This window comes from Pseudomonas glycinis, from assembly GCF_054871425.1.
In genome coordinates, this window is record NZ_JBTYHF010000005.1 from 189,035 (window position 1) to 207,475 (window position 18,441).

The 18,441-nt window shown below is 60.4% G+C and carries 17 protein-coding genes; 9 read left to right on the plus strand and 8 right to left on the minus strand.

What is annotated here, in order from left to right; translation table 11 throughout:
- Nucleotides 1–10 precede the first annotated feature (10 nt).
- Nucleotides 11–208, plus strand: a complete 198-nt coding sequence (locus ACYSTU_RS13985; protein ID WP_016775071.1) for a hypothetical protein — start codon at nucleotides 11–13, stop codon at nucleotides 206–208.
- A 56-nt stretch (nucleotides 209–264) separates the two neighbouring features.
- Here ACYSTU_RS13985 and ACYSTU_RS13990 read toward each other — a convergent pair whose 3' ends face one another.
- Nucleotides 265–504, minus strand: coding sequence for a hypothetical protein (locus tag ACYSTU_RS13990; protein WP_038862200.1), 240 nt, complete (start codon nucleotides 502–504; stop codon nucleotides 265–267).
- Between the two features lie 184 nt (nucleotides 505–688).
- Between ACYSTU_RS13990 and ACYSTU_RS13995 the strand changes: the two genes are divergently transcribed.
- Both ACYSTU_RS13995 and ACYSTU_RS14000 read left to right on the plus strand, forming a co-directional pair.
- A complete protein-coding gene (locus ACYSTU_RS13995; protein ID WP_024013232.1) occupies nucleotides 689–1,024 on the plus strand; it encodes a hypothetical protein in 336 nt (111 codons plus the stop codon).
- Nucleotides 1,025–1,213: 189 nt separating this feature from the next.
- Nucleotides 1,214–1,819 carry a DUF6338 family protein gene (locus tag ACYSTU_RS14000; RefSeq protein WP_498999391.1) on the plus strand — a complete coding sequence of 202 codons (606 nt, stop codon included), beginning with the start codon at nucleotides 1,214–1,216 and terminating at the stop codon, nucleotides 1,817–1,819.
- Nucleotides 1,820–1,959: 140 nt separating this feature from the next.
- On the opposite strand, the gene ACYSTU_RS14005 is transcribed toward ACYSTU_RS14000, so the two are convergent.
- On the minus strand, nucleotides 1,960–2,859 hold the full coding sequence (locus ACYSTU_RS14005; protein ID WP_016775066.1) for a LysR family transcriptional regulator: 900 nt from the start codon (nucleotides 2,857–2,859) through the stop codon (nucleotides 1,960–1,962).
- A 119-nt stretch (nucleotides 2,860–2,978) separates the two neighbouring features.
- Here ACYSTU_RS14005 and ACYSTU_RS14010 point away from each other — a divergent pair, with 119 nt between their 5' ends.
- Together ACYSTU_RS14010 and ACYSTU_RS14015 are read left to right on the plus strand one after the other, a co-directional pair.
- Nucleotides 2,979–4,346 (plus strand): MFS transporter, encoded by a 1,368-nt coding sequence (locus ACYSTU_RS14010; protein WP_016775065.1) that lies wholly within the window; start codon nucleotides 2,979–2,981, stop codon nucleotides 4,344–4,346.
- A 30-nt stretch (nucleotides 4,347–4,376) separates the two neighbouring features.
- Nucleotides 4,377–5,651, plus strand: a complete 1,275-nt coding sequence (locus ACYSTU_RS14015) for a glucarate dehydratase family protein (RefSeq protein ID WP_122700333.1) — start codon at nucleotides 4,377–4,379, stop codon at nucleotides 5,649–5,651.
- Nucleotides 5,652–5,690: 39 nt separating this feature from the next.
- On the opposite strand, the gene ACYSTU_RS14020 is transcribed toward ACYSTU_RS14015, so the two are convergent.
- Nucleotides 5,691–6,575, minus strand: a complete 885-nt coding sequence (locus ACYSTU_RS14020; protein ID WP_498999396.1) for a LysR substrate-binding domain-containing protein — start codon at nucleotides 6,573–6,575, stop codon at nucleotides 5,691–5,693.
- 157 nt (nucleotides 6,576–6,732) lie between these two features.
- On the opposite strand from ACYSTU_RS14020, the gene ydiJ reads away from it, so the two are divergent.
- Nucleotides 6,733–9,759 (plus strand): D-2-hydroxyglutarate dehydrogenase YdiJ, encoded by a 3,027-nt coding sequence (gene ydiJ, locus ACYSTU_RS14025; protein ID WP_498999776.1) that lies wholly within the window; start codon nucleotides 6,733–6,735, stop codon nucleotides 9,757–9,759.
- On the opposite strand, the gene ACYSTU_RS14030 is transcribed toward ydiJ, so the two are convergent.
- Nucleotides 9,692–10,378: a paraquat-inducible protein A gene (locus ACYSTU_RS14030; protein ID WP_016775061.1), complete on the minus strand. Its 687-nt coding sequence runs from the start codon at nucleotides 10,376–10,378 to the stop codon at nucleotides 9,692–9,694. The two genes, ydiJ and ACYSTU_RS14030, sit on opposite strands and share 68 nt — an antisense overlap.
- A complete protein-coding gene (locus ACYSTU_RS14035; RefSeq protein ID WP_476309122.1) occupies nucleotides 10,375–10,971 on the minus strand; it encodes a paraquat-inducible protein A in 597 nt (198 codons plus the stop codon). The genes ACYSTU_RS14030 and ACYSTU_RS14035 overlap by 4 nt, the downstream gene beginning before the upstream one ends.
- 170 nt (nucleotides 10,972–11,141) lie before the next feature.
- Here ACYSTU_RS14035 and ACYSTU_RS14040 point away from each other — a divergent pair, with 170 nt between their 5' ends.
- Nucleotides 11,142–12,311: an acetyltransferase domain-containing protein gene (locus tag ACYSTU_RS14040; protein WP_476309125.1), complete on the plus strand. Its 1,170-nt coding sequence runs from the start codon at nucleotides 11,142–11,144 to the stop codon at nucleotides 12,309–12,311.
- A gap of 250 nt (nucleotides 12,312–12,561) precedes the next feature.
- Here the strand turns inward: ACYSTU_RS14040 and ACYSTU_RS14045 are convergent, their stop codons facing one another.
- On the minus strand, nucleotides 12,562–13,953 hold the full coding sequence (locus ACYSTU_RS14045; RefSeq protein ID WP_498999400.1) for an aldehyde dehydrogenase family protein: 1,392 nt from the start codon (nucleotides 13,951–13,953) through the stop codon (nucleotides 12,562–12,564).
- A 103-nt stretch (nucleotides 13,954–14,056) separates the two neighbouring features.
- Here ACYSTU_RS14045 and ptrR point away from each other — a divergent pair, with 103 nt between their 5' ends.
- Nucleotides 14,057–14,935, plus strand: coding sequence for a putrescine utilization regulator PtrR (gene ptrR, locus ACYSTU_RS14050; RefSeq protein WP_130887855.1), 879 nt, complete (start codon nucleotides 14,057–14,059; stop codon nucleotides 14,933–14,935).
- Between the two features lie 12 nt (nucleotides 14,936–14,947).
- On the opposite strand, the gene ACYSTU_RS14055 is transcribed toward ptrR, so the two are convergent.
- Nucleotides 14,948–15,571 carry a glutathione S-transferase family protein gene (locus tag ACYSTU_RS14055; protein ID WP_498999403.1) on the minus strand — a complete coding sequence of 208 codons (624 nt, stop codon included), beginning with the start codon at nucleotides 15,569–15,571 and terminating at the stop codon, nucleotides 14,948–14,950.
- A 116-nt stretch (nucleotides 15,572–15,687) separates the two neighbouring features.
- The gene (locus ACYSTU_RS14060; protein ID WP_476309133.1) at nucleotides 15,688–16,506 is read right to left on the minus strand and encodes an alpha/beta fold hydrolase; all 819 of its coding nucleotides are present in this window, start codon (nucleotides 16,504–16,506) and stop codon (nucleotides 15,688–15,690) included.
- A 223-nt stretch (nucleotides 16,507–16,729) separates the two neighbouring features.
- On the opposite strand from ACYSTU_RS14060, the gene ACYSTU_RS14065 reads away from it, so the two are divergent.
- Entirely contained in the window at nucleotides 16,730–18,436 is a 1,707-nt protein-coding gene (locus ACYSTU_RS14065) for a ShlB/FhaC/HecB family hemolysin secretion/activation protein (RefSeq protein ID WP_498999406.1), read from the plus strand.
- Nucleotides 18,437–18,441: the final 5 nt, after the last annotated feature.

The window sequence follows — 18,441 nt, forward strand, 5'->3', positions numbered from 1 at the left end:
GGAGGTGCTCATGAGCATTCCAATGCTGAACAAGCTGCACATGAACGGTTATGACGTGCTTAGCGTGAACAACGGCCCATGGCGGGTTTGCACTCAGGGCGACCGGTTGGCGTCATTCACCAGCAGGGAGGAAGCGATGGCCTATGCGGCGGCGCTTCCTGGTTACAAGCAACGCGCCAAGCGGGTGCAAAGCCAGAACGTGAATTGACGCGTTATAACGAAAGAGCCCCGGTTTCGACCGGGGCTTCTTGTTTGGATCAGGAGTCAGTGCACCTTGATTCGGCTGATGGTCCGGGCTTTTACCTCCCTGGCATAGATCTGCAATCTCTCCTCGTCGTTTTGCAGGATTGTGCAAGACCGCAACACAGTCTGGGCGTCTGCCTCGTTACCTGATTTGCGCAATTGTTCGGCAATGCGCTTGAGGTCGACCGCCGACCACCTCAGGTCCGACGCCACGCTTTGCAAATCCCGTTGAAGTTCGTGTTCGTATTCATTGAGCCGCATGATCACCTCCAGAACATTCTCGGTAGAAAAGAGTAGTCGCATTTTTCCACCTGGGGCCAGGCCATCTGACGCCCGGCTGAACCGATGTAAAAAATTGTCCAAACCCCGGTAACGGCGGGGTGCCACGATGGATGTGCACGCAGTTAAACGGTACATTCACGTTTTTTCGGAACAGGTAAACAGCATGCGCGTATGGATCGGCACTTTGGCACTGGCCCTGTTGACGGGTTGCTCGTTACCAGCATCGTTGGTGCCGGGCGAGCCAAACCTCAGCAAGACCAGTGACAAGCCTCCCAAGGAATATGCCGCGTGTTTGTTACCGCTGTGGCAGAAGGACGTGGCCAAGACTTCGCAGACGTCGATTTCCAACGGCTACCGGATTACCGCGCCGAGCATTATCACGGCGGATGAGATTCTCGATATCGTCAAATACAAGGACGGCAGCAAAGTGTCCCTCTATCAGGGGCCGCCTTGGGCCAAGTCCGGATCGCTGCGCCAATCGGTGCGTGACTGCCTGTAACCGGGCGCCCGGATCTCAAAAAAGGCAGACACCGAAGTTCGATGTCTGCCTTTTTTCATTGGATGAAGACTCCAGCCAAACGCTCGCAATGAGCTGTGACAGTTGCCCGCGAGGCGCAGCAGGATCCTTGACTAGGCTTTGAATGTCGGCCCGTGACGGGATCGGCATGACTGAAAGGAGTCTCGGATCATGGATGATCTGGTCAAGGACATCATTCCGCTGTTGCAGTATCTCATCCCGGGTTTTCTATCGACCTGGATCTTCTATTCACTTACGGCATTCAAGCGACCGGATACGTTCGGCCAGATCGTGCAGGCGCTGATATTTACTTTTGTGATTCAGGGCGCGGTGTTGGCGGTGGGCAACCTCTGTTTGTGGGTTGGCTCGAAGGGTTTTTCATTAGGAAGCTGGGATGATCGGGCGCAAACGCTCTGGGCATTTGTGTTTTCGCTGATGCTGGGTTTGTTTGCCTGTTACCTGGCTACGAATGACAAATTGCACGGCTGGTTACGTAAGCGAAACGTCACGAAACAATCTTCTTTCCCCAGTGAATGGTTCTGCGCTTTCGCCCAGTTCGACCGGTTCATAACCCTGCATTTACATGACGAGAGGCGCGTGTTTGGCTGGCCTGTCGAGTGGCCGTCCGAATCCAGTTGTGGGCAATTCGTGATGCAGAATCCACGTTGGGTTAATGACGATGGCAAGTCGACGCCTTTTGGTGCCGAAATTTTGCTGATAGATTCCGCGCAAGTTAAGTGGGTTGAATTCAGCCCGGTATCAGAGGGTTCATCATGACGACTGCAAGAGCACCGCGACCAATGCCAAAGCAATACGAACGCCTGTTCACTGGGCCTGACGGCAAGCCGCTGGAGGAGCCGTTGATCAAAGCCCCGAGCGCTCCGCCTCCGCTCAAATACAGGTTGCCACAATAATTTTCAGCCCCAACCCTGCACCACCGCCCGGCGAATCGCCTCCAGCAACATTGCGAACGCCGGGTTGTCATTGTTCTCACGCCAGATCAGATGCAGCTCGCTCTGCACCCCTTCGCCCAGATCGATCTCGCGAAACACCACATTCCTGAACACCACGCTGGTCGCGCAACGTGGTACCAGCGCCAGACCCATGCCAGCGTTGACCAGCGCCAGAATGGTCAGCGACGAGCCCAGCCACTGCACGTAATCCGGCGCCACCCGCGCTGAGCGCAGCGTGCCGGTCAACAGTTCGTTGAACGGCGGATAGGCTTCATGGGAGTACATCAGGAACGGTTGTTTATCCAGATCAGCCACTGATACCTCAGCTGCATTGGCCAACCGATGCCCGCTCGGCACTGCCAGCACAAATGGTTCGCGCACCAGGCATTCGGTGGCATAGCCCGGTTCCTGCAATGGCGCTCGGGCAATGCCCAGGTCGATACGGCGAGCTCGCAACGCCTCGTGCTGTTGATAGGTGTTCATCTCTGCCAGATCGATTTTCACCTGGGGCTGCTTAAGTCGCGCTTCGGCGATCACCTTGGGCAGAAACTCATACACCGCGCTGCCGACAAACGCGATGTTCACCGAGCCAATGTCGCCCTCGGCAAACCGGCGTGCGGTGATCGCTGCTTGCTGGGCGCGTTCCAGCAGATTCTGCGCTTCAACGAAAAACGCCCGGCCCGCCGCCGTCAGCGCAACGCTTCGGGTGCTGCGGGTAAACAATTCGACGCCAAGGTGATGCTCCAGCAGCTGAATCTGCCGACTCAGCGGCGGCTGGGTCATGTTCAGGCGCTCGGCGGCGCGGCGAAAGTTGAGTTCGGTGGCGACCGTGGTGAAACAGCGCAGTTGGGTGAGCTCGAACATTGATCTAATCCGGGTATCAATCGAATGCCTGTTTAGATTAGACGGGATCAATGCGCGACGTCCATGATCGGCTCATCGCTTCAAGTCATCCCTAAAAAAACAAGATCGGGAGTTGCCCCTTGAAAACCCTCCAGAGTCCGCCGGACATCACGGTGCTCGCCCGCGCCGCCGCCAAGGTCAAACGCCACGTCCTGCCGCTGTTCGTGGTGATGTTCATCGTCAATTACATCGACCGGGTGAATATCGGTTTCGTGCGCAGCCATCTGGAAACCGATCTGGGTATCGGCGCAGCGGCGTACGGACTTGGCGCCGGGCTGTTTTTCATCGGTTACGCACTGTTCGAAGTGCCGTCCAACATGCTGCTGCAGCGCTACGGCGCACGGGTCTGGCTGACGCGGATCATGTTCACCTGGGGTGCCGCAGCCATGGCCATGGCCTTCGTTCAAGGTGAAACCAGTTTCTACGTGCTGCGCTTTATCCTCGGTGCGGCTGAGGCCGGGTTCTTCCCGGGGATCATTTACTACTTCACCCAGTGGCTGCCGGCGTCCGAGCGCGGCAAAACCATGGCGGTGTTTCTCAGCGGCTCAGCGATTGCCTCGGTGATTTCCGGCCCGGTGTCCGGTGCGCTGTTGCATATCAGCGGATTGGGCATGCACGGCTGGCAGTGGATGTTTCTCATCGAAGGCGCAGCGTCGGTGGTGCTGTGTGCTTTCGTCTGGTTCTGGCTGCAATCGCACCCGCGCCAAGCCAAGTGGCTGAGCGAGGAAGAGCGAGACGCACTGGTCGCGGCGATTGCCGAGGAGCAGCGCGCTCGCGAAGCGGTACAAGTCGCCAAGCCGTCGATGTTCAAGCTGTTGGCTGACCGACAGATCGCGCTGTTCTGCTTCATCTATTTCTCCATTGCCCTGACCATTTATGGCGCGACGTTCTGGCTGCCGAGCATGATCAAGAAGATGGGCAACCTCGGGGATTTCCAGGTCGGGCTGCTCAACTCCATTCCGTGGATCATTTCGATTGTCGCCATGTATGGCTTCGCAGCGATGGCCGGCAAATGGAAATTCCAGCAGGCCTGGGTCGCGCTGACCCTGGTGATCGCGGCGGTCGGCATGTTCATGTCGACCACTGGCGGGCCGGTGTTTGCCTTCGTCGCCATCTGCTTCGCCGCTATCGGTTTCAAAGCAGCGTCGGCGCTGTTCTGGCCGATTCCGCAAAGCTATCTGGACGCGCGCATCGCTGCGGCGGTGATCGCGCTGATCAACTCCATCGGCAACCTTGGCGGCTTCGTCGCGCCGACCGCGTTCGGCATTCTCGAACAAACCACCGGCTCCATCGAGGGCGGCCTGTATGGCCTGGCGGCGACATCGCTGATCGCCGCCGTGGTGATCTTCTTCGCCCGCACGGCGCCTGGCGCCAAAGGTAAAACCCCGGCAAAGCCAAGTGACGAAGCCGCCGCTGTGGCGCCGGCTCGTCCGGCTGCGAGCCACTGAATCGATTGTTGATCTGTCAGGAGCGTTATCTTGAAAATCACCCGTGTCAGCGTCACCCCGATTGCCTTCCGCGATCCGCCACTGCTCAACGCCAGTGGCATCCACGAACCCTTTGCCCTGCGCTCGATCATCGAGATTGAAAGTGACAACGGCTACATCGGCCTCGGCGAAAGCTACGGCGATGCCCCGGCGCTGGCGATCCAGCAACAATTGCAGAGCCAGTTGATCGGCCTCGATCCGTTCAACCTCAATCAATTGCGCGCGATCGTGCAGGCCACCGTGGCGGCGAATAAACCCGCCAGCGTCGCTGGCGCCGAACTGGCCCCCGGTTCCCACGCCAGCAAAGCGGTGAGCAATGCCTACTCGGCATTCGAAGTAGCGTTTCTTGATTTGCAGGCGCACTACCTGAACGTGCCGCTGGTGGACCTGCTCGGCGGGGCGATCCGCGATGAAGTGCCGTTCAGCGCTTACCTGTTCTTCAAATACGCCGAACATATCGACTCGCCCTACAAACCGGACAACTGGGGCGAGGCGCTGAGCGAGCAGCAGATCGTCGCGCAGGCAGCGCGGATGATCGAAGCGTACGGATTCAAGAGCATCAAGCTCAAGGCCGGCACCTTGCCGCCGGAGCATGAAGTGGCTTGCATCAAGGCATTGAAAAAAGCCTTTCCGGGATTGCCGCTGCGCATCGACCCGAACGGCAACTGGTCGCTGGAGACGGCGATTCGCATGGCCGAACTGCTCGGCGATGACCTGCAGTATTACGAAGATCCGACCCCGGGCCTTGAAGGCATGGCCGAACTGCACAAGCGCACCGGTCTGCCCCTGGCGACCAATATGGTCGTCACTGATTTCGACGAGTTCCGCCGCAGCGTTGCGCTCAACAGTGTGCAGATCGTCCTCGCCGACCACCATTACTGGGGTGGCCTGCGGGATACGCAGACACTGGCGAAAATGTGCGACGTGTTCGGCCTCGGCGTGTCGATGCATTCCAATTCGCACCTGGGCATCAGCCTGATGGCCATGGCGCACGTTGCGGCGGCAGTGCCGAATCTGGATTACGCCTGCGACACCCACTACCCGTGGCAGGAGCCGGACGAGGAAGTGATCAAGGGCGGCAAGCTGCCGATTGTCGATGGCTGCGTGAAGATCACCCGTGCGCCGGGGTTGGGGCTGGAACTGGACCATGAGCAACTGGCCAAGCTGCATGATCAGTACCTGACGTGCGGGATTCGCCAGAGGGATGATGTGCGGCAGATGCAGCGGTACAAGGCGGATTGGCGGGCGGTCAAGCCGAGGTTTTAAGGTCGTTGCGACTGGCCCCATCGCGGGCAAGCCCACGAGTCAGAGCGTATGAACCAGCCAATCCCTGAACGCCTTCAACGAAGGCAGATTCTCATTGCGCGGCGGATACACCAGGTAATAGCTGCGTCGGCTGGTAATCGGCTCGCCCAGTTGCAGCAATTCGCCCTTGAGCAATTCGTCTTCGACCAGAATCCGCGGCACCAGGCCGACGCCGATATTGGCGCGTACTGCCTGAATCAAGTGCGAGGTCATTTCGAAGCTTGGCCCGATTCGCATGCTGCGATGCGGCAGTTGATGATGGCTGAACCATTCCGCCCACGCCTGGGCATTGCTGCTGACGTTTAGCAGCAACTGCCCGGCCATGTGTCGCTCGGCCTCGTCGCGTTCAGTCGCCGACAGCTGCGCGCTGGCAATCGCCACCAGTTCTTCGGTGTGCAGGGGCAGGGCGGTCAGGCCTGGCCACTCACCGCCGCCGACACAGATGGCGGCGTCGATTTCGCTGGTGTCGAAATCGATGGTTTCGATCCGCGAATGCAGGTGCACGGTCATGCCCGGGTGCGCCGTGTAGAAATCCTTCAGCCGTGGCAGCAGCCATTTCGAACCGAAGGTCGGCAGCGTCGCCAGACGCAGGCTATGGATGCCCGAACCAAACGCCATCGCCTGCAAGGTTGCGCTGCGAATCTGTCCGAGGGCTTCGCTGAGCTCGCGCTGATACATGCGCCCGACATCCGTCAGCACCACCTGCCGGCCTTCGCGGCTGAACAGGCGCATGCCGAGCATCTTCTCGAGAATCTGCACCTGGCGGCTGACCGCGCTCTGCGTCAGTGACAGTTCAAGGGCGGCGCGGGTGTAGCTCTCGTGGCGAGCGGCGGCCTCGAAAGCCAACAGCAGCGACATGGACGGTGTGAGGGTGCGCGGATTCATTCGTAAAACTCATCGATAGCGGGTCGAAATTACGCTTGTTCCATGGCTGGCCAGCAATGAACATTGGCGCAATCAGATGGCGGAGCCTGACGCAATCATTCCTTGCGCACAACTGTTCACCGCCACACAGCCCGATTTGACCGAGATGCCCCGACCGATGATTGCCCAGCTGTCGCCTGCCAAAGCCCTGACCGGCGATTACCAACAATTCCTCGCCGCCCTGAAAGACAGCGGCTTTCGCGGGGAAATCAGCGCTGATTACGCCAGCCGCGTGGTGCTTGCGACCGACAACTCGATCTATCAGCGCCTGCCGCAAGCGGCGGTGTTTCCGCTGGACGCCGAAGACGTTGCACGGGTGGCGCGGCTGATTGCCGAACCGGCGTACGAAAAAGTGGTGATCACCCCGCGAGGCGGTGGCACCGGCACCAACGGTCAATCGCTGACGGACGGCATCGTCGTCGACCTGTCACGGCACATGAATCGCATTCTGGAAATCAACGTTGAACAGCGCTGGGTGCGCGTGCAGGCCGGTGTGGTCAAGGACCAGCTCAACGCCGCGCTGAAGTCCGCCGGGCTGTTTTTTGCTCCGGAACTGTCGACCTCGAACCGCGCCACGGTCGGTGGCATGATCAACACCGACGCCAGCGGCCAGGGCAGTTGCACCTACGGTAAGACCCGCGACCATGTGCTGGAACTTGAAATGATCCTGCGCGGCGGCGAGCGTTTGCGCGGTCTGCCGCTGGCCGAGGATGAGCTTGCAGCGCAGTGCGCCCGCGATGATCGCGTCGGCGAAGTCTATCGTTGTGCGCGGCAGATCATTGATGAACAGGGCGAGCTGATCAAGGCACGCTTTCCCGATCTCAACCGCTGCCTGACCGGTTATGACCTGGCGCATCTGCGTGAGGCCGACCAGCGCTTCAACCTCAACAGCGTGCTGTGTGGCGCTGAGGGCTCGCTGGGCTTCGTCGTCGAAGCGCGGTTGAACGTATTGCCGATTCCCAAGCACACGATGCTGGTCAACATCCGCTACGCCGGGTTCATGGATGCCTTGCGTGATGCGCGGGCGTTGATGGCGCTCAAGCCGTTGTCGATTGAAACCGTCGACTCCAAGGTCTTGCTGCTGGCGATGCAGGACATCGTTTGGCACGGCGTTGCCGAATATTTTCCGGAAAACGCTGAGCGGCCGACTCTGGGCATCAATCTGGTCGAGTTCTGCGGTGACGATCCCGAAGATCTGCAACGCCGCGTCGAAGCGTTCCTCGAACATCTGCAAAACGACCGCACCGTGGAGCGCCTGGGCCATACGCTGGCGGTTGGTCAGGCAGCGGTGAACAAGGTCTATGGCATGCGCAAACGGGCGGTGGGCCTGCTCGGCAACGTCGCCGGTGAAGCCCGCCCGCAGCCGTTCGTTGAAGACACCGCCGTGCCGCCGCAGCATTTGGCCGAATACATCGCCGAACTGCGCGACCTGCTCGACAGCCACAGTTTGCAGTACGGCATGTTCGGCCATGTCGACGCCGGCGTACTGCATGTGCGGCCGATCCTCGACATGAAAGACCCGCAGCAAGCGGCGCTGGTACGCCCGGTGTCCGATGGCGTAGCGGCGTTGACTCAGCGCTACGGCGGCCTGCTCTGGGGCGAGCATGGCAAGGGCCTGCGTTCGGAGTACGCGCCGGCATTCTTCGGCGAGTTGTACCCGGCGCTGCAAGCCTTGAAAGCCGCGTTCGACCCATTCAACCAGTTCAACCCGGGCAAAATCGCTACGCCGGCCAACAGCGGCGCAGCACTGCTGAAGATCGACGAAGTGACCCTGCGCGGCGAGCTGGATCGGCAGATCGACGAAAAAGTCTGGCAAAGCTACGGCGCGGCCATGCATTGCAATGGCAACGGCGCCTGCTACAACTTCGATCCTGATGACGCCATGTGCCCGTCGTGGAAAGCCACCCGCGAACGCGCGCAATCGCCCAAGGGCCGCGCTTCGCTGATTCGCGAATGGCTGCGGTTGCAGGGCGAGGCGGGCGTCGATGTGCTCTCGGACGCAATCCGTAAACCGGCGTTTTTCAGCACGCTGTGGCAGCGCTGGCGCAACAGTCGCGATCCGTCGGCAGACTTCTCTCATGAAGTGTATGACGCCATGGCCGGTTGTCTGGCCTGCAAATCCTGCGCGGGGCAGTGCCCGGTGAAGGTCAACGTGCCGGAATTCCGCTCGCGTTTTCTCGAGCTGTATCACAGTCGTTATCTGCGTCCGGCCCGGGATTACCTGATTGCCTCGCTGGAATACACCATTCCGTACATGGCGCGTATTCCGGCGCTGTACAACGGCTTGATGGGCGCGGGCTGGGTGCGCAGTGCGCTGTCGCGGATCGGTGGCATGGTCGATGTGCCGTTGCTCAGCCGTTTCGATTTCCAAGCGGCGATGCGCCGTTGGCAGGTGCAGCCAGCAACGGTTGCAAAGCTGTCGGCACTGACCTCAGAGCAACGCGAACGCAGCGTGGTGATCGTGCAGGATGCCTTCACCCGCTACTTCGAAGCGCCGCTGCTGGCTGATCTGGTCGAGCTGATTTCGCGCCTGGGTTATCAGGTCTATCTCGCGCCGTTCAGCGCCAACGGTAAACCGCTGCATGTGCAGGGCTTTCTCTCGGCGTTCAATCGCGCGGCGTTGCGTAACGCTGAGCAGTTGCAGGCGCTGGCGCAGACCGGCGTGCCGCTGCTGGGGCTGGATCCGGCGATGACTCTGGTCTATCGCCAGGAATACCTGAAAGTACCGGGCCTGAATGAGTGCCCAGAAGTAGCGCTGGTTCAGGAATGGTTACTCAAGGTCATGCCGGAGCAGGCGCCTGAGGCTCAGCCCAAAGCGTTCCGTCTGCTCGCCCATTGCACGGAGAAAACCAACGCGCCGGCCGCGACCCGCCAGTGGGAACAGGTCTTCGAACGTGCCGGTCTGAAGCTGGCCACGCAGGCTACCGGTTGCTGCGGCATGTCCGGTACCTACGGCCACGAAGCACGAAATCGCCAGACCTCAGCCGTCATTTACGAGCAATCGTGGGCGCGTCAGGTGCAGGCTCCGGCGGAGCAGGGCGAGGCGTTGGCGACCGGCTACTCCTGCCGCAGCCAGGTCAAGCGCCAGTCGGATCAGGCGCTGCGCCATCCGTTGCAGGTGCTGCTCCAGACGCTGCGTCGCTGACCGTGTCGCTGGTGTCCCTGTCCCAGATCAGGCGCGGGTCGAAACTCATCGCCGCGAGCATGGTGAACACCACGACCAGGCCGAAGAACAGGATGCCCGGTCGTGGCTCGATATCGCCCAGCGCCTGGAACTTCACCAGCGCCGCGACCAGCGCGACCACCAGCACATCGAGCATCGACCAGTAGCCGATCAGTTCGACGAATCGGTACAGCTTCGAACGCTCCCTGCGCGCCCAATCGCTGTTGCGCTGCACGGTGACCAGCAGCAAGGTCAGGGCGACGAATTTGACCCCCGGGACCGCGATGCTGGCGATGAAAATGATCAGGGCAATGTCCCACGCTCCGGCCTCCCAGAACTCCAGCACACCACTCATGATCGTGCTGTCGGCGCCGTTGCCGAGCATCACCGTATTCATCACCGGCAGCAGATTGGCCGGGATATAAAACGCGAGGGCGGCGAGCATGTACGCCCAGGTTCGCGCCAGCGAATTGGTCTTGCGCCGATGCAAAGGCGCATCACAGCGTGGGCATTCGTGTGGCTCGTCGGTCATGTCGCAGGCCAGGCCACAGCTGTGGCACAGGCATAAATTGAGTTCACTGGCGGTCGGTGGACGCTTCATAAAATGTCCCAGAGTTCGCGGATGTCACGGCCGGCAATGCGGATCATCATCAGGCTCAGCACCGCCAGGGCGAACAGGCCGATCCCCGGCAGCACATCGAGCAGGCCGGCGAGTTTGAACACCGCGACCATCGCCCCCAGCAGACACACCTCAAGCATGCTCCACGGGCGCAGGGTTTCCAGCCAGCGCATGCACAGATTGAACCCCGGTGCCCGCCTCAGGCCGAGGGCAAAACTCAACACCCAGATCAACAACACCAACTGAAATGCCGGGGCGATGATGATCGCAATCGCCGCGACCATTGCAATGAACGTAATCGGCCCCTGACTCAGAGCAAGCACCGAATCCCAAAGGGTTGCGCTGTTTTTCATGCCTTTGAGGCTGATGCTCATCACCGGATAGAAATTGGCGAACAGCCACAGCATCGCGGCCGTGAACGTCAGGGCCAGACGCTGCTCGATGGTCAGGCCATTGAAGCGCTGCAGCACGCCACCGCAGCGCACGCACAGGGTTTTCTGGTGTTTGGCGAGCACGACTTTCTCGTACACGCAATCACAGTGCTCGCAGATGATCAGGTGTGCGGTGTTGACCATGGACAGCGCTCAAGGACAGGGCAGACCTGTTCACTATAGAAGGCTGGCGCTGAGGGGCAACCTCGATGGTGGATGTTTGGGTTTTGTTTTTTTGATGTTATAAGGTAACGCAAAATTTGCGGGCGGCGTTGTGGCTGTCCGGTGTTATTCCTCTCGATTGCGAAAGACCCATGCCCCCTGTACTTCCCCGTTCTGCCCCATTGACGACTGGCCGGCTGCTGTCCATTGATGCGCTCAGAGGCCTGGTGATCCTGTTCATGCTGCTCGATCACGTACGCGAAACCTTCCTGTTGCACCGACAGGTCTCCGATCCGATGGACATCGCCAGCACCGAGCCGGCGCTGTTTTTCAGCCGCACATTGGCGCATTTGTGTGCGCCGGTATTTGTCTTGCTGACCGGCCTGTCGGCATGGCTCTACGGCGAAAAATACGCCGGCAAAGCCGATGTCAGCGCGTTTCTGTTCAAGCGCGGATTGTTCCTCGTGGCGCTGGAATTCACTTTGGTCAACTTCGCCTGGACCTTCCAGTTGCCGCCGAGCGTGATTTACCTGCAAGTGATCTGGGCGATCGGCCTGAGCATGATCGCGCTGGCATTACTGGTCTGGTTGCCACGTGCGCTGCTGCTGACGCTGAGCGTGGCGATCATCGCCGGGCACAACCTGCTCGACGCGGTGCATTTCCCGGTCGAGTCGGCGCTGCATGTGCCTTGGGCGATTCTGCATGATCGAGGCTGGATCGAGATCAGCGAAACCCTGCGCCTGCGCACCTCGTACCCGCTGCTGCCGTGGATTGGTGTAATCGGCCTGGGCTATGTGCTGGGGCCGTGGTTTGCTCGCAGCATGGACGCGGCGGTGCGTCAGCGTCGTTTGCTGATTGCCGGGGTCGGTGGATTGCTGGGCTTTGTGGCGCTGCGCTTGTTCAACGGCTACGGCGAAAAACCGTGGGCGATCAGCGATTCGCTGGTGCAGACACTGATGAGCTTTTTCAACATCACCAAATACCCGCCGTCGCTGCTGTTCATCGCGCTGACTGTGAGCGTAGGGCTGTTGCTGTTGCTCGCCTTTGAGCGCGTGCAGAGTCGCCGCTGGATTGGCTGGCTGACCGTGTTCGGCTCGGCGCCGATGTTTTTCTATCTGCTGCACTTGTACGTGTTGAAGGTGTTGTACCTGATTGGCGTGGCGCTGTTTGGCCTGAATCAGGGCAGCTATTTCGGCTTTTCGACGGTGACGGCGGTGTGGCTGGCGGCGGTGGTTCTTGCGGTGATGCTGTTCCCGGCAGTGCGCTGGTTTTCTGCATTGAAAGCGCGGCGGCGGGACATCAGCTGGCTGAAATATCTATAAATTGCGTGGACTTGTGGGAGTGAGCTTGCTCACGAAAGCGGTGAATCAGCCGGTATAAATGCTGGCTGATGCACCGCCATCGCTGGCAAGCCAGCTCCCACAGGGTTCTATGGTGTTTGCTGTATCAGTTCCCACCGCAGTATTTGTGGGAGCTGGCTTGCCAGCGATAGCGCCGATGCATTCGGCATTTTCATCGCTTGACACACCGCTTTCGCGAGCAGGCTCGCTCCCACAGGTTTACAGCCCTGGCTTATTTACGATCCAGCCACACGGTCTGCGCGTTGCAGAATTCCCGTACGCCAAAGTGCGACAGCTCACGACCGAAGCCGCTCTTCTTCACGCCGCCGAAGGTTACACGAGGATCGCTCGCCGAGTAGCCGTTGATGAACACGCCACCGGTTTCCAGTTCACTGGTCAGTTGCTCAGCCAGCGCCACGTTCGCGGTGTAGATAGTCGCGGTCAGGCCGAAATCGCTGTCGTTAGCCAAGGCTACGGCGTGTGCGCAATCGCGGGCGGTGATGATCGAAGCGACCGGGCCGAACAGCTCTTGCTTGAACGACGTCATGCGGTCGGTGACATCGGCCAGTACCGTCGGCTCATAGTAGTTGCCCGAACCCTCAACCTTGCTGCCGCCGAGCAGCAGCGTCGCGCCTTCCTCCAGCGTGTCACGCACTTGCTGATCAAGTTCATCACGCAGATCGAAGCGCGCCATCGGCCCGACGTAAGTGTCAGCGTTGAGCGGGTCGCCCATCTTCAACTGGCGTGTCGCTTCAACGAACTTGCGGGTGAATTCCTCGACCACGCCTTGTTCGATGATCAGACGCTTGGCAGCCGCGCAAACCTGGCCGGAGTTCTGATAACGACCGACCACCGCCGCGTGCACCGCCTCATCCAGATCAGCATCGTTGAGCACGATGAACGGATCGGAGCCGCCGAGTTCCAGCACGCATTTCTTCAATGCCGCACCGGCCTGAGCGCCGATGGCCATGCCGGCGCGGACGCTGCCAGTCAGGGTCACAGCGGCGATGCGCGAATCGGCGATGGCGCTGGAAACGCCTTCCGGGGTGACGTTGATCACTTCAAACACGCCATCGGGAAAACCGGCGCGGACGAACGCATCGCGCAGCAGATAAGCGCTGCCCATCACGTTCGGCGCATGCTTGAGCACGTAAGTGTTGCCAGCGATCAACGTCGGCACCGCGCCGCGCAGCACTTGCCAGATCGGGAAATTCCACGGCATCACCGCCAGAATCGGCCCCAGCGGACGGTATTCGATACGCGCCTTGCCGCCTTCAACCTGAGTGGCTTCGGCGTCGAGCATGGCCGGGCCGTGTTCCGCGTACCACTCGCAGAGCTTGGCGCATTTCTCGATTTCGCCACGGGCCTGGGCGATCGGCTTGCCCATTTCCTGGGTGATCATGGTTGCCATCGCTTCTGAGGTTTCACGCAGCGCGCCGGCGAGGGCGGTCAAAAGGCGCGAACGATCCTGCAGCGGCTTGCGCTTCCACTTGCCAAAAGCAAAGGCAGCGCGAGTCAGTGCCGCATCAAGGGCAGCGGCGGATTCAAAAGCGTAATGCCCGATCTGCTCGCCGGTGGCCGGGTTGATCGAGATGGCGTGGGTCTGGCTGGAAATCTGGCTCATGACGTTGTCCTGTAGGTTCGTCGGATGGGCCTAGAGTAGGGTGGCGTTAGTTTTCTGGAAACTGAATAATAGAGATCGTTTCTTTCACGATCGGAGAATGACTGTGGATCTGGTGCAACTGGAAATCTTCAAGGCCGTGGCCGAGCACGGCAGCATCAGCGCCGCCGCCACGCAGATTCATCGCGTGCCGTCGAACCTGACCACGCGGATCAAACAGCTGGAGCAGGATCTCGGCGTCGATCTGTTTATCCGCGAGAAAAGCCGTCTGCGCCTGTCGCCGGCCGGGTGGAGTTTTCTCGAATACACGCGGCGTATTCTCGATCTGGTGCAGGAAGCTCGAGCCACTGTGGCGGGTGAGGAACCCCAGGGCGCGTTCCCCTTGGGTTCGCTGGAAAGTACCGCAGCAGTGCGTATTCCCGAACTGCTGGCGGCGTACAACCAGCAGCACCCAAAGGTCGACCTCGATCTTTCAACCGGGCCATCGGGGACGATGATCGATGGTGTGCTCTCCGGGCGTCTCGCCGCCGCATTTGTCGACGGCCCGGTGCTGCATCCGGCCCTGGAAGGTGTGCCGGCGTTCGAGGAGGAAATGGTCATCATCGCGCCGCTCCATCATTCACCGGTCGAACGTGCGGCGGACGTGAATGGCGAGAATATCTACGCCTTCCGTTCCAACTGTTCCTACCGTCACCATTTTGAAAAATGGTTCAGCACCGACGCTGCCGTACCCGGCAAGATCTTCGAAATGGAGTCCTACCACGGCATGCTCGCCTGCGTCAGCGCCGGTGCCGGCCTGGCGCTGATGCCGCGCAAAATGCTGCAGAGCATGCCCGGCAGCGCGACGGTCAGCGTCTGGCCGCTGACCGCGGACTTCCGCTATCTGACTACATGGCTGGTGTGGCGCCGGGGCACGGTGTCGCGCAGTCTGAGCATGTTCGTGCGTTTGCTTGAAGAGCGGGGCGTGGTGCGTGAGCAAGCCTGATCGAGCGCATCTTTATGGCGTGCCATTGCGCCCGTACAAACGATAACCGTCGCGCTGATTCAAGCGATCGTAATAGGCGCGCACCGCAGCCAGGTCCCCGTGATCGAGCGGCGTTTCGAACCAGCGATTGACCGACAGCCCGATCGGAATGTCCGCCAGGGAAAACTGCTCGCCACTGACGTAAGCGCCAGTCTTCTCCAGTTGGCGGTCGAGGGTTTGCATGTTGCGCATCCAGTCCCGGCAGCCGGCGGCCAGGGCATCGCCGTCCTGATAATCCGGCGACTTGCGCACCAGCGCCATCAGCGGGTACGACCAAGAGCGATTCAGCTCCGAGGCCTGCCAGTCGATCCACTGATCGACCCGCGCGCGGGCGATGGGCTCGGCCGGATACAAGTGAGCGCCGCCGTAACGCGTCGCCAGATAACGAATGATGGTGTTGGATTCCCAGAGAGTGAAATCGCCGTCCTGGATCACCGGCACCATGGCGCAGGGATTGAGCGCGAGAAACTCCGGTGTGTTCGGCGACTTGAAGCCCGAACCCCAGTCTTCGCGCTCGAACGGGATGTCCAGTTCGGCACAGGTCCACAGCACTTTACGCACGTTGATCGATGAGGCTTTGCCGAGTATTCGCAGCATGGGATTTCCTTTTCCGGGTAGTGGACGCAGAAAAAATACCATGGCGCAAAACACAAGGCCCGCATCGCGCGGGCCTTGGTTCATCAGCATCTGACTGCGGCTTTTGCCGGGCGGGATTACCGGTTGAGGAACGCCAGCAGATCCTCATTCAACGCCTGTGCATGTGTCACGGCGAACCCGTGCGGCGCGCCTGCGTAGACCTTCAACTCGGCGCCTTTGATTTGCGCGGCCGCCTGCTTGCCGGTGGTTTCGAATGGCACGATCTGGTCGCCGTCGCCATGGATCACCAGAGTCGGCACATCGATCTTGGCCATGTCCGGGCGGAAGTCGGTTTCCGAGAACGCGGTCACGCAGTCGACGGTGCCCTTGAGCGATGCCAGCAGCGCGATGTTCAGGGTTTGCGTGAGCACGCCGTCAGAGACTTTCTGGCCCTGATTGGTGCCGTAGAACGGCGCGTTGAAATCAGCGATGAATTGCGCACGATCCTTCAGCAGGCCGGCCTTGATGCCGTCGAACACCGATTTGTCGACGCCGTCGGCGAAGTCGGCTTTCTTGCCGAACAGCGGCGTGACCGCACCGAGCAATACCAGGCCGGCAACGCGCTCGCTGCCGTGGCGGGCGATGTAGCGGCTGACGTCGCCGCCACCCATGGAGAAGCCGACCAGGGTTACGTCGTGCAAGTCCAGATGGTTGATCAAACCGGCGATGTCATCGGCGAATGTGTCGTAGTCATAACCGGTCCATGGTTGATCGGAGCGACCAAAACCACGGCGGTCGAAGGCGATGGTGCGGTAGCCGCGACTGCTCAGGTATTCCATCTGGTATTCCCACATGTCGGCATCCAGCGGCCAGCCGTGGCTGAACAGCACGGGCTTGCCGCTGCCCCAGTCCTTGTAATAGATCTCGGTGCCGTCTTGGGTTTTGAAGGTGCTCATGCAAACTCCTTGTGATCGTGTGTGGCAAGAATAGATGCCGAATGGGCAACGGCCACTATCCGCGCAAAACGCGCCCACCACTTGTACGCAGGTGCTGGTTTCACCCGTATGAAAGCGCGGCAAATCCTGATGAGCGGATCAAACATAAGTTTGACGTCAAAATGATGGCCATCTAATATCGCGCCACTATTTTGATGTCGCTTTTTGTATCGAGGGATCGAACATGTTTTCACCCGCCTTCACGGCGCGGTTGTGCCTGGCGCTGCTCTGCCTTTCTCCGCTTGAATCTGCCTGGGCCGCGCCCACTCCCGGTGAAACCGACCTGATCCGCGAACGTCAGAACCGTTTGCTCGAAGAGCAGCAGCGGCGCCTCGAAGAACTCAAGGATCTGCCCGGCAAAGACGCCAAACCCGTACAGCCGACATCCCCCGTCGACACTCGCTGCTTCACCATCAAGGACATCGAGCTCAAGGGCGCCGACAGCCTCTCGGAGCGCGAGAAGACGCGTCTGCTCAAGCCTTATATCGGCGAATGCCTCGGCGTGCCGCAGCTCAACGAGCTGCTCAAAGTCATCACCGATCACTACATCGAAAAAGGTCTGGTCACCAGCCGCGCTTATCTGCCGCAACAGGATCTGTCCGCCGGGCACCTGAAAGTGCTGGTGGTCGAAGGCAAGCTCGAAGGCATGAAGGGCGCAGAAAACAGCCGGCTCTCGGATCGCGAACTGGCCATGGCCTTTCCCGGCAAAAGCGGTGAACTGGTCAACCTGCGCGAGATCGAGCAGATGGTCGATCAGCTCAATCGCCTGCCGTCCAACCAGGCCAAAATGGAGCTGGCGCCGGGGCAGAATGTCGGCGGCAGCGAGGTGCGCGTGACCAACACGCCGCAGAAGCCATGGCGCGCCGGCCTGTCGCGCAGCAACGATGGCCAACGCAGCACCGGCGAGCAGCAGTGGGGCACGTCGTTCGACTGGGACAGCCCGCTGGGTCTGGCTGACCAACTGAGCCTGCGCGGCGGTCACGATGCGATGACCGATCATCAGCACACCTCCAACAACGCCATGCTCAATTACAGTCTGCCGTGGGGCTGGTGGACGTTCAGTTACACCTACAGCCAGAGCGAGTACCGCTCGCAGATCGCCGCCAACGGCTACAACTTCAAGCAGACCGGTGACAGCGAAAACCATCAGTTGCGCGCCGAGCGCGTGATCCATCGCGACGCGGTCAGCAAGACCTCCCTCAGTGCGGGACTTTCGTACCTGCGCAGCAACAACTTCATCGAAGACAGCAAACTCAAACTGAGCAGCAATCGCATCAGCGAAGCGCAATTCGGCTTCAACCACGGCCGTCGTGTCGGCAGCGCGTTCGTCAACTTCGATGCTGGCGTGCAGGAGGGCATTGGTGCTTTCGATGCGCAGGGCAGTCACGATCCCGGCCCCGGCGAACCGGACGCACGCTATCGCAAATACACCGCAACCCTGAGCTATTTGCAGCCGTTCAAAATGCTCGGTGAGTCCTTCAGCTTCAGCAGCCTGATGACCGGCCAGCGCAGCGAAGACGTGCTGTTCAGCCCACAGCGCACCAGCCTCGGCGGCTCGGCGTCGATCCGCGGCTACAAGGATCAATCGCTGTCCGGCGACAGTGGTGGCTACTGGCGCAACGACCTGCGCTGGAGCCGCCCGGTGACGGCCGAATGGCTGCAACCGGTGTTCGCCGAATACGGCACCAGCCTCGGTTACGACCAGGGCGTAATTCGCGGCGATCGCTACAACGGCGATCAGCACGGACGCATGTCGAGCAACTCGCTGGAGTTGTTCGCCCGTGGTCAGCATGTGGCCGCCAGCGTGACTTTCGCGCATTCCCTGGAACGACCGGACGCGCTGACCGAGCGCGAAGCGCCGATCTATTTCCGCCTGGACTTTTTCATCTAAACGCT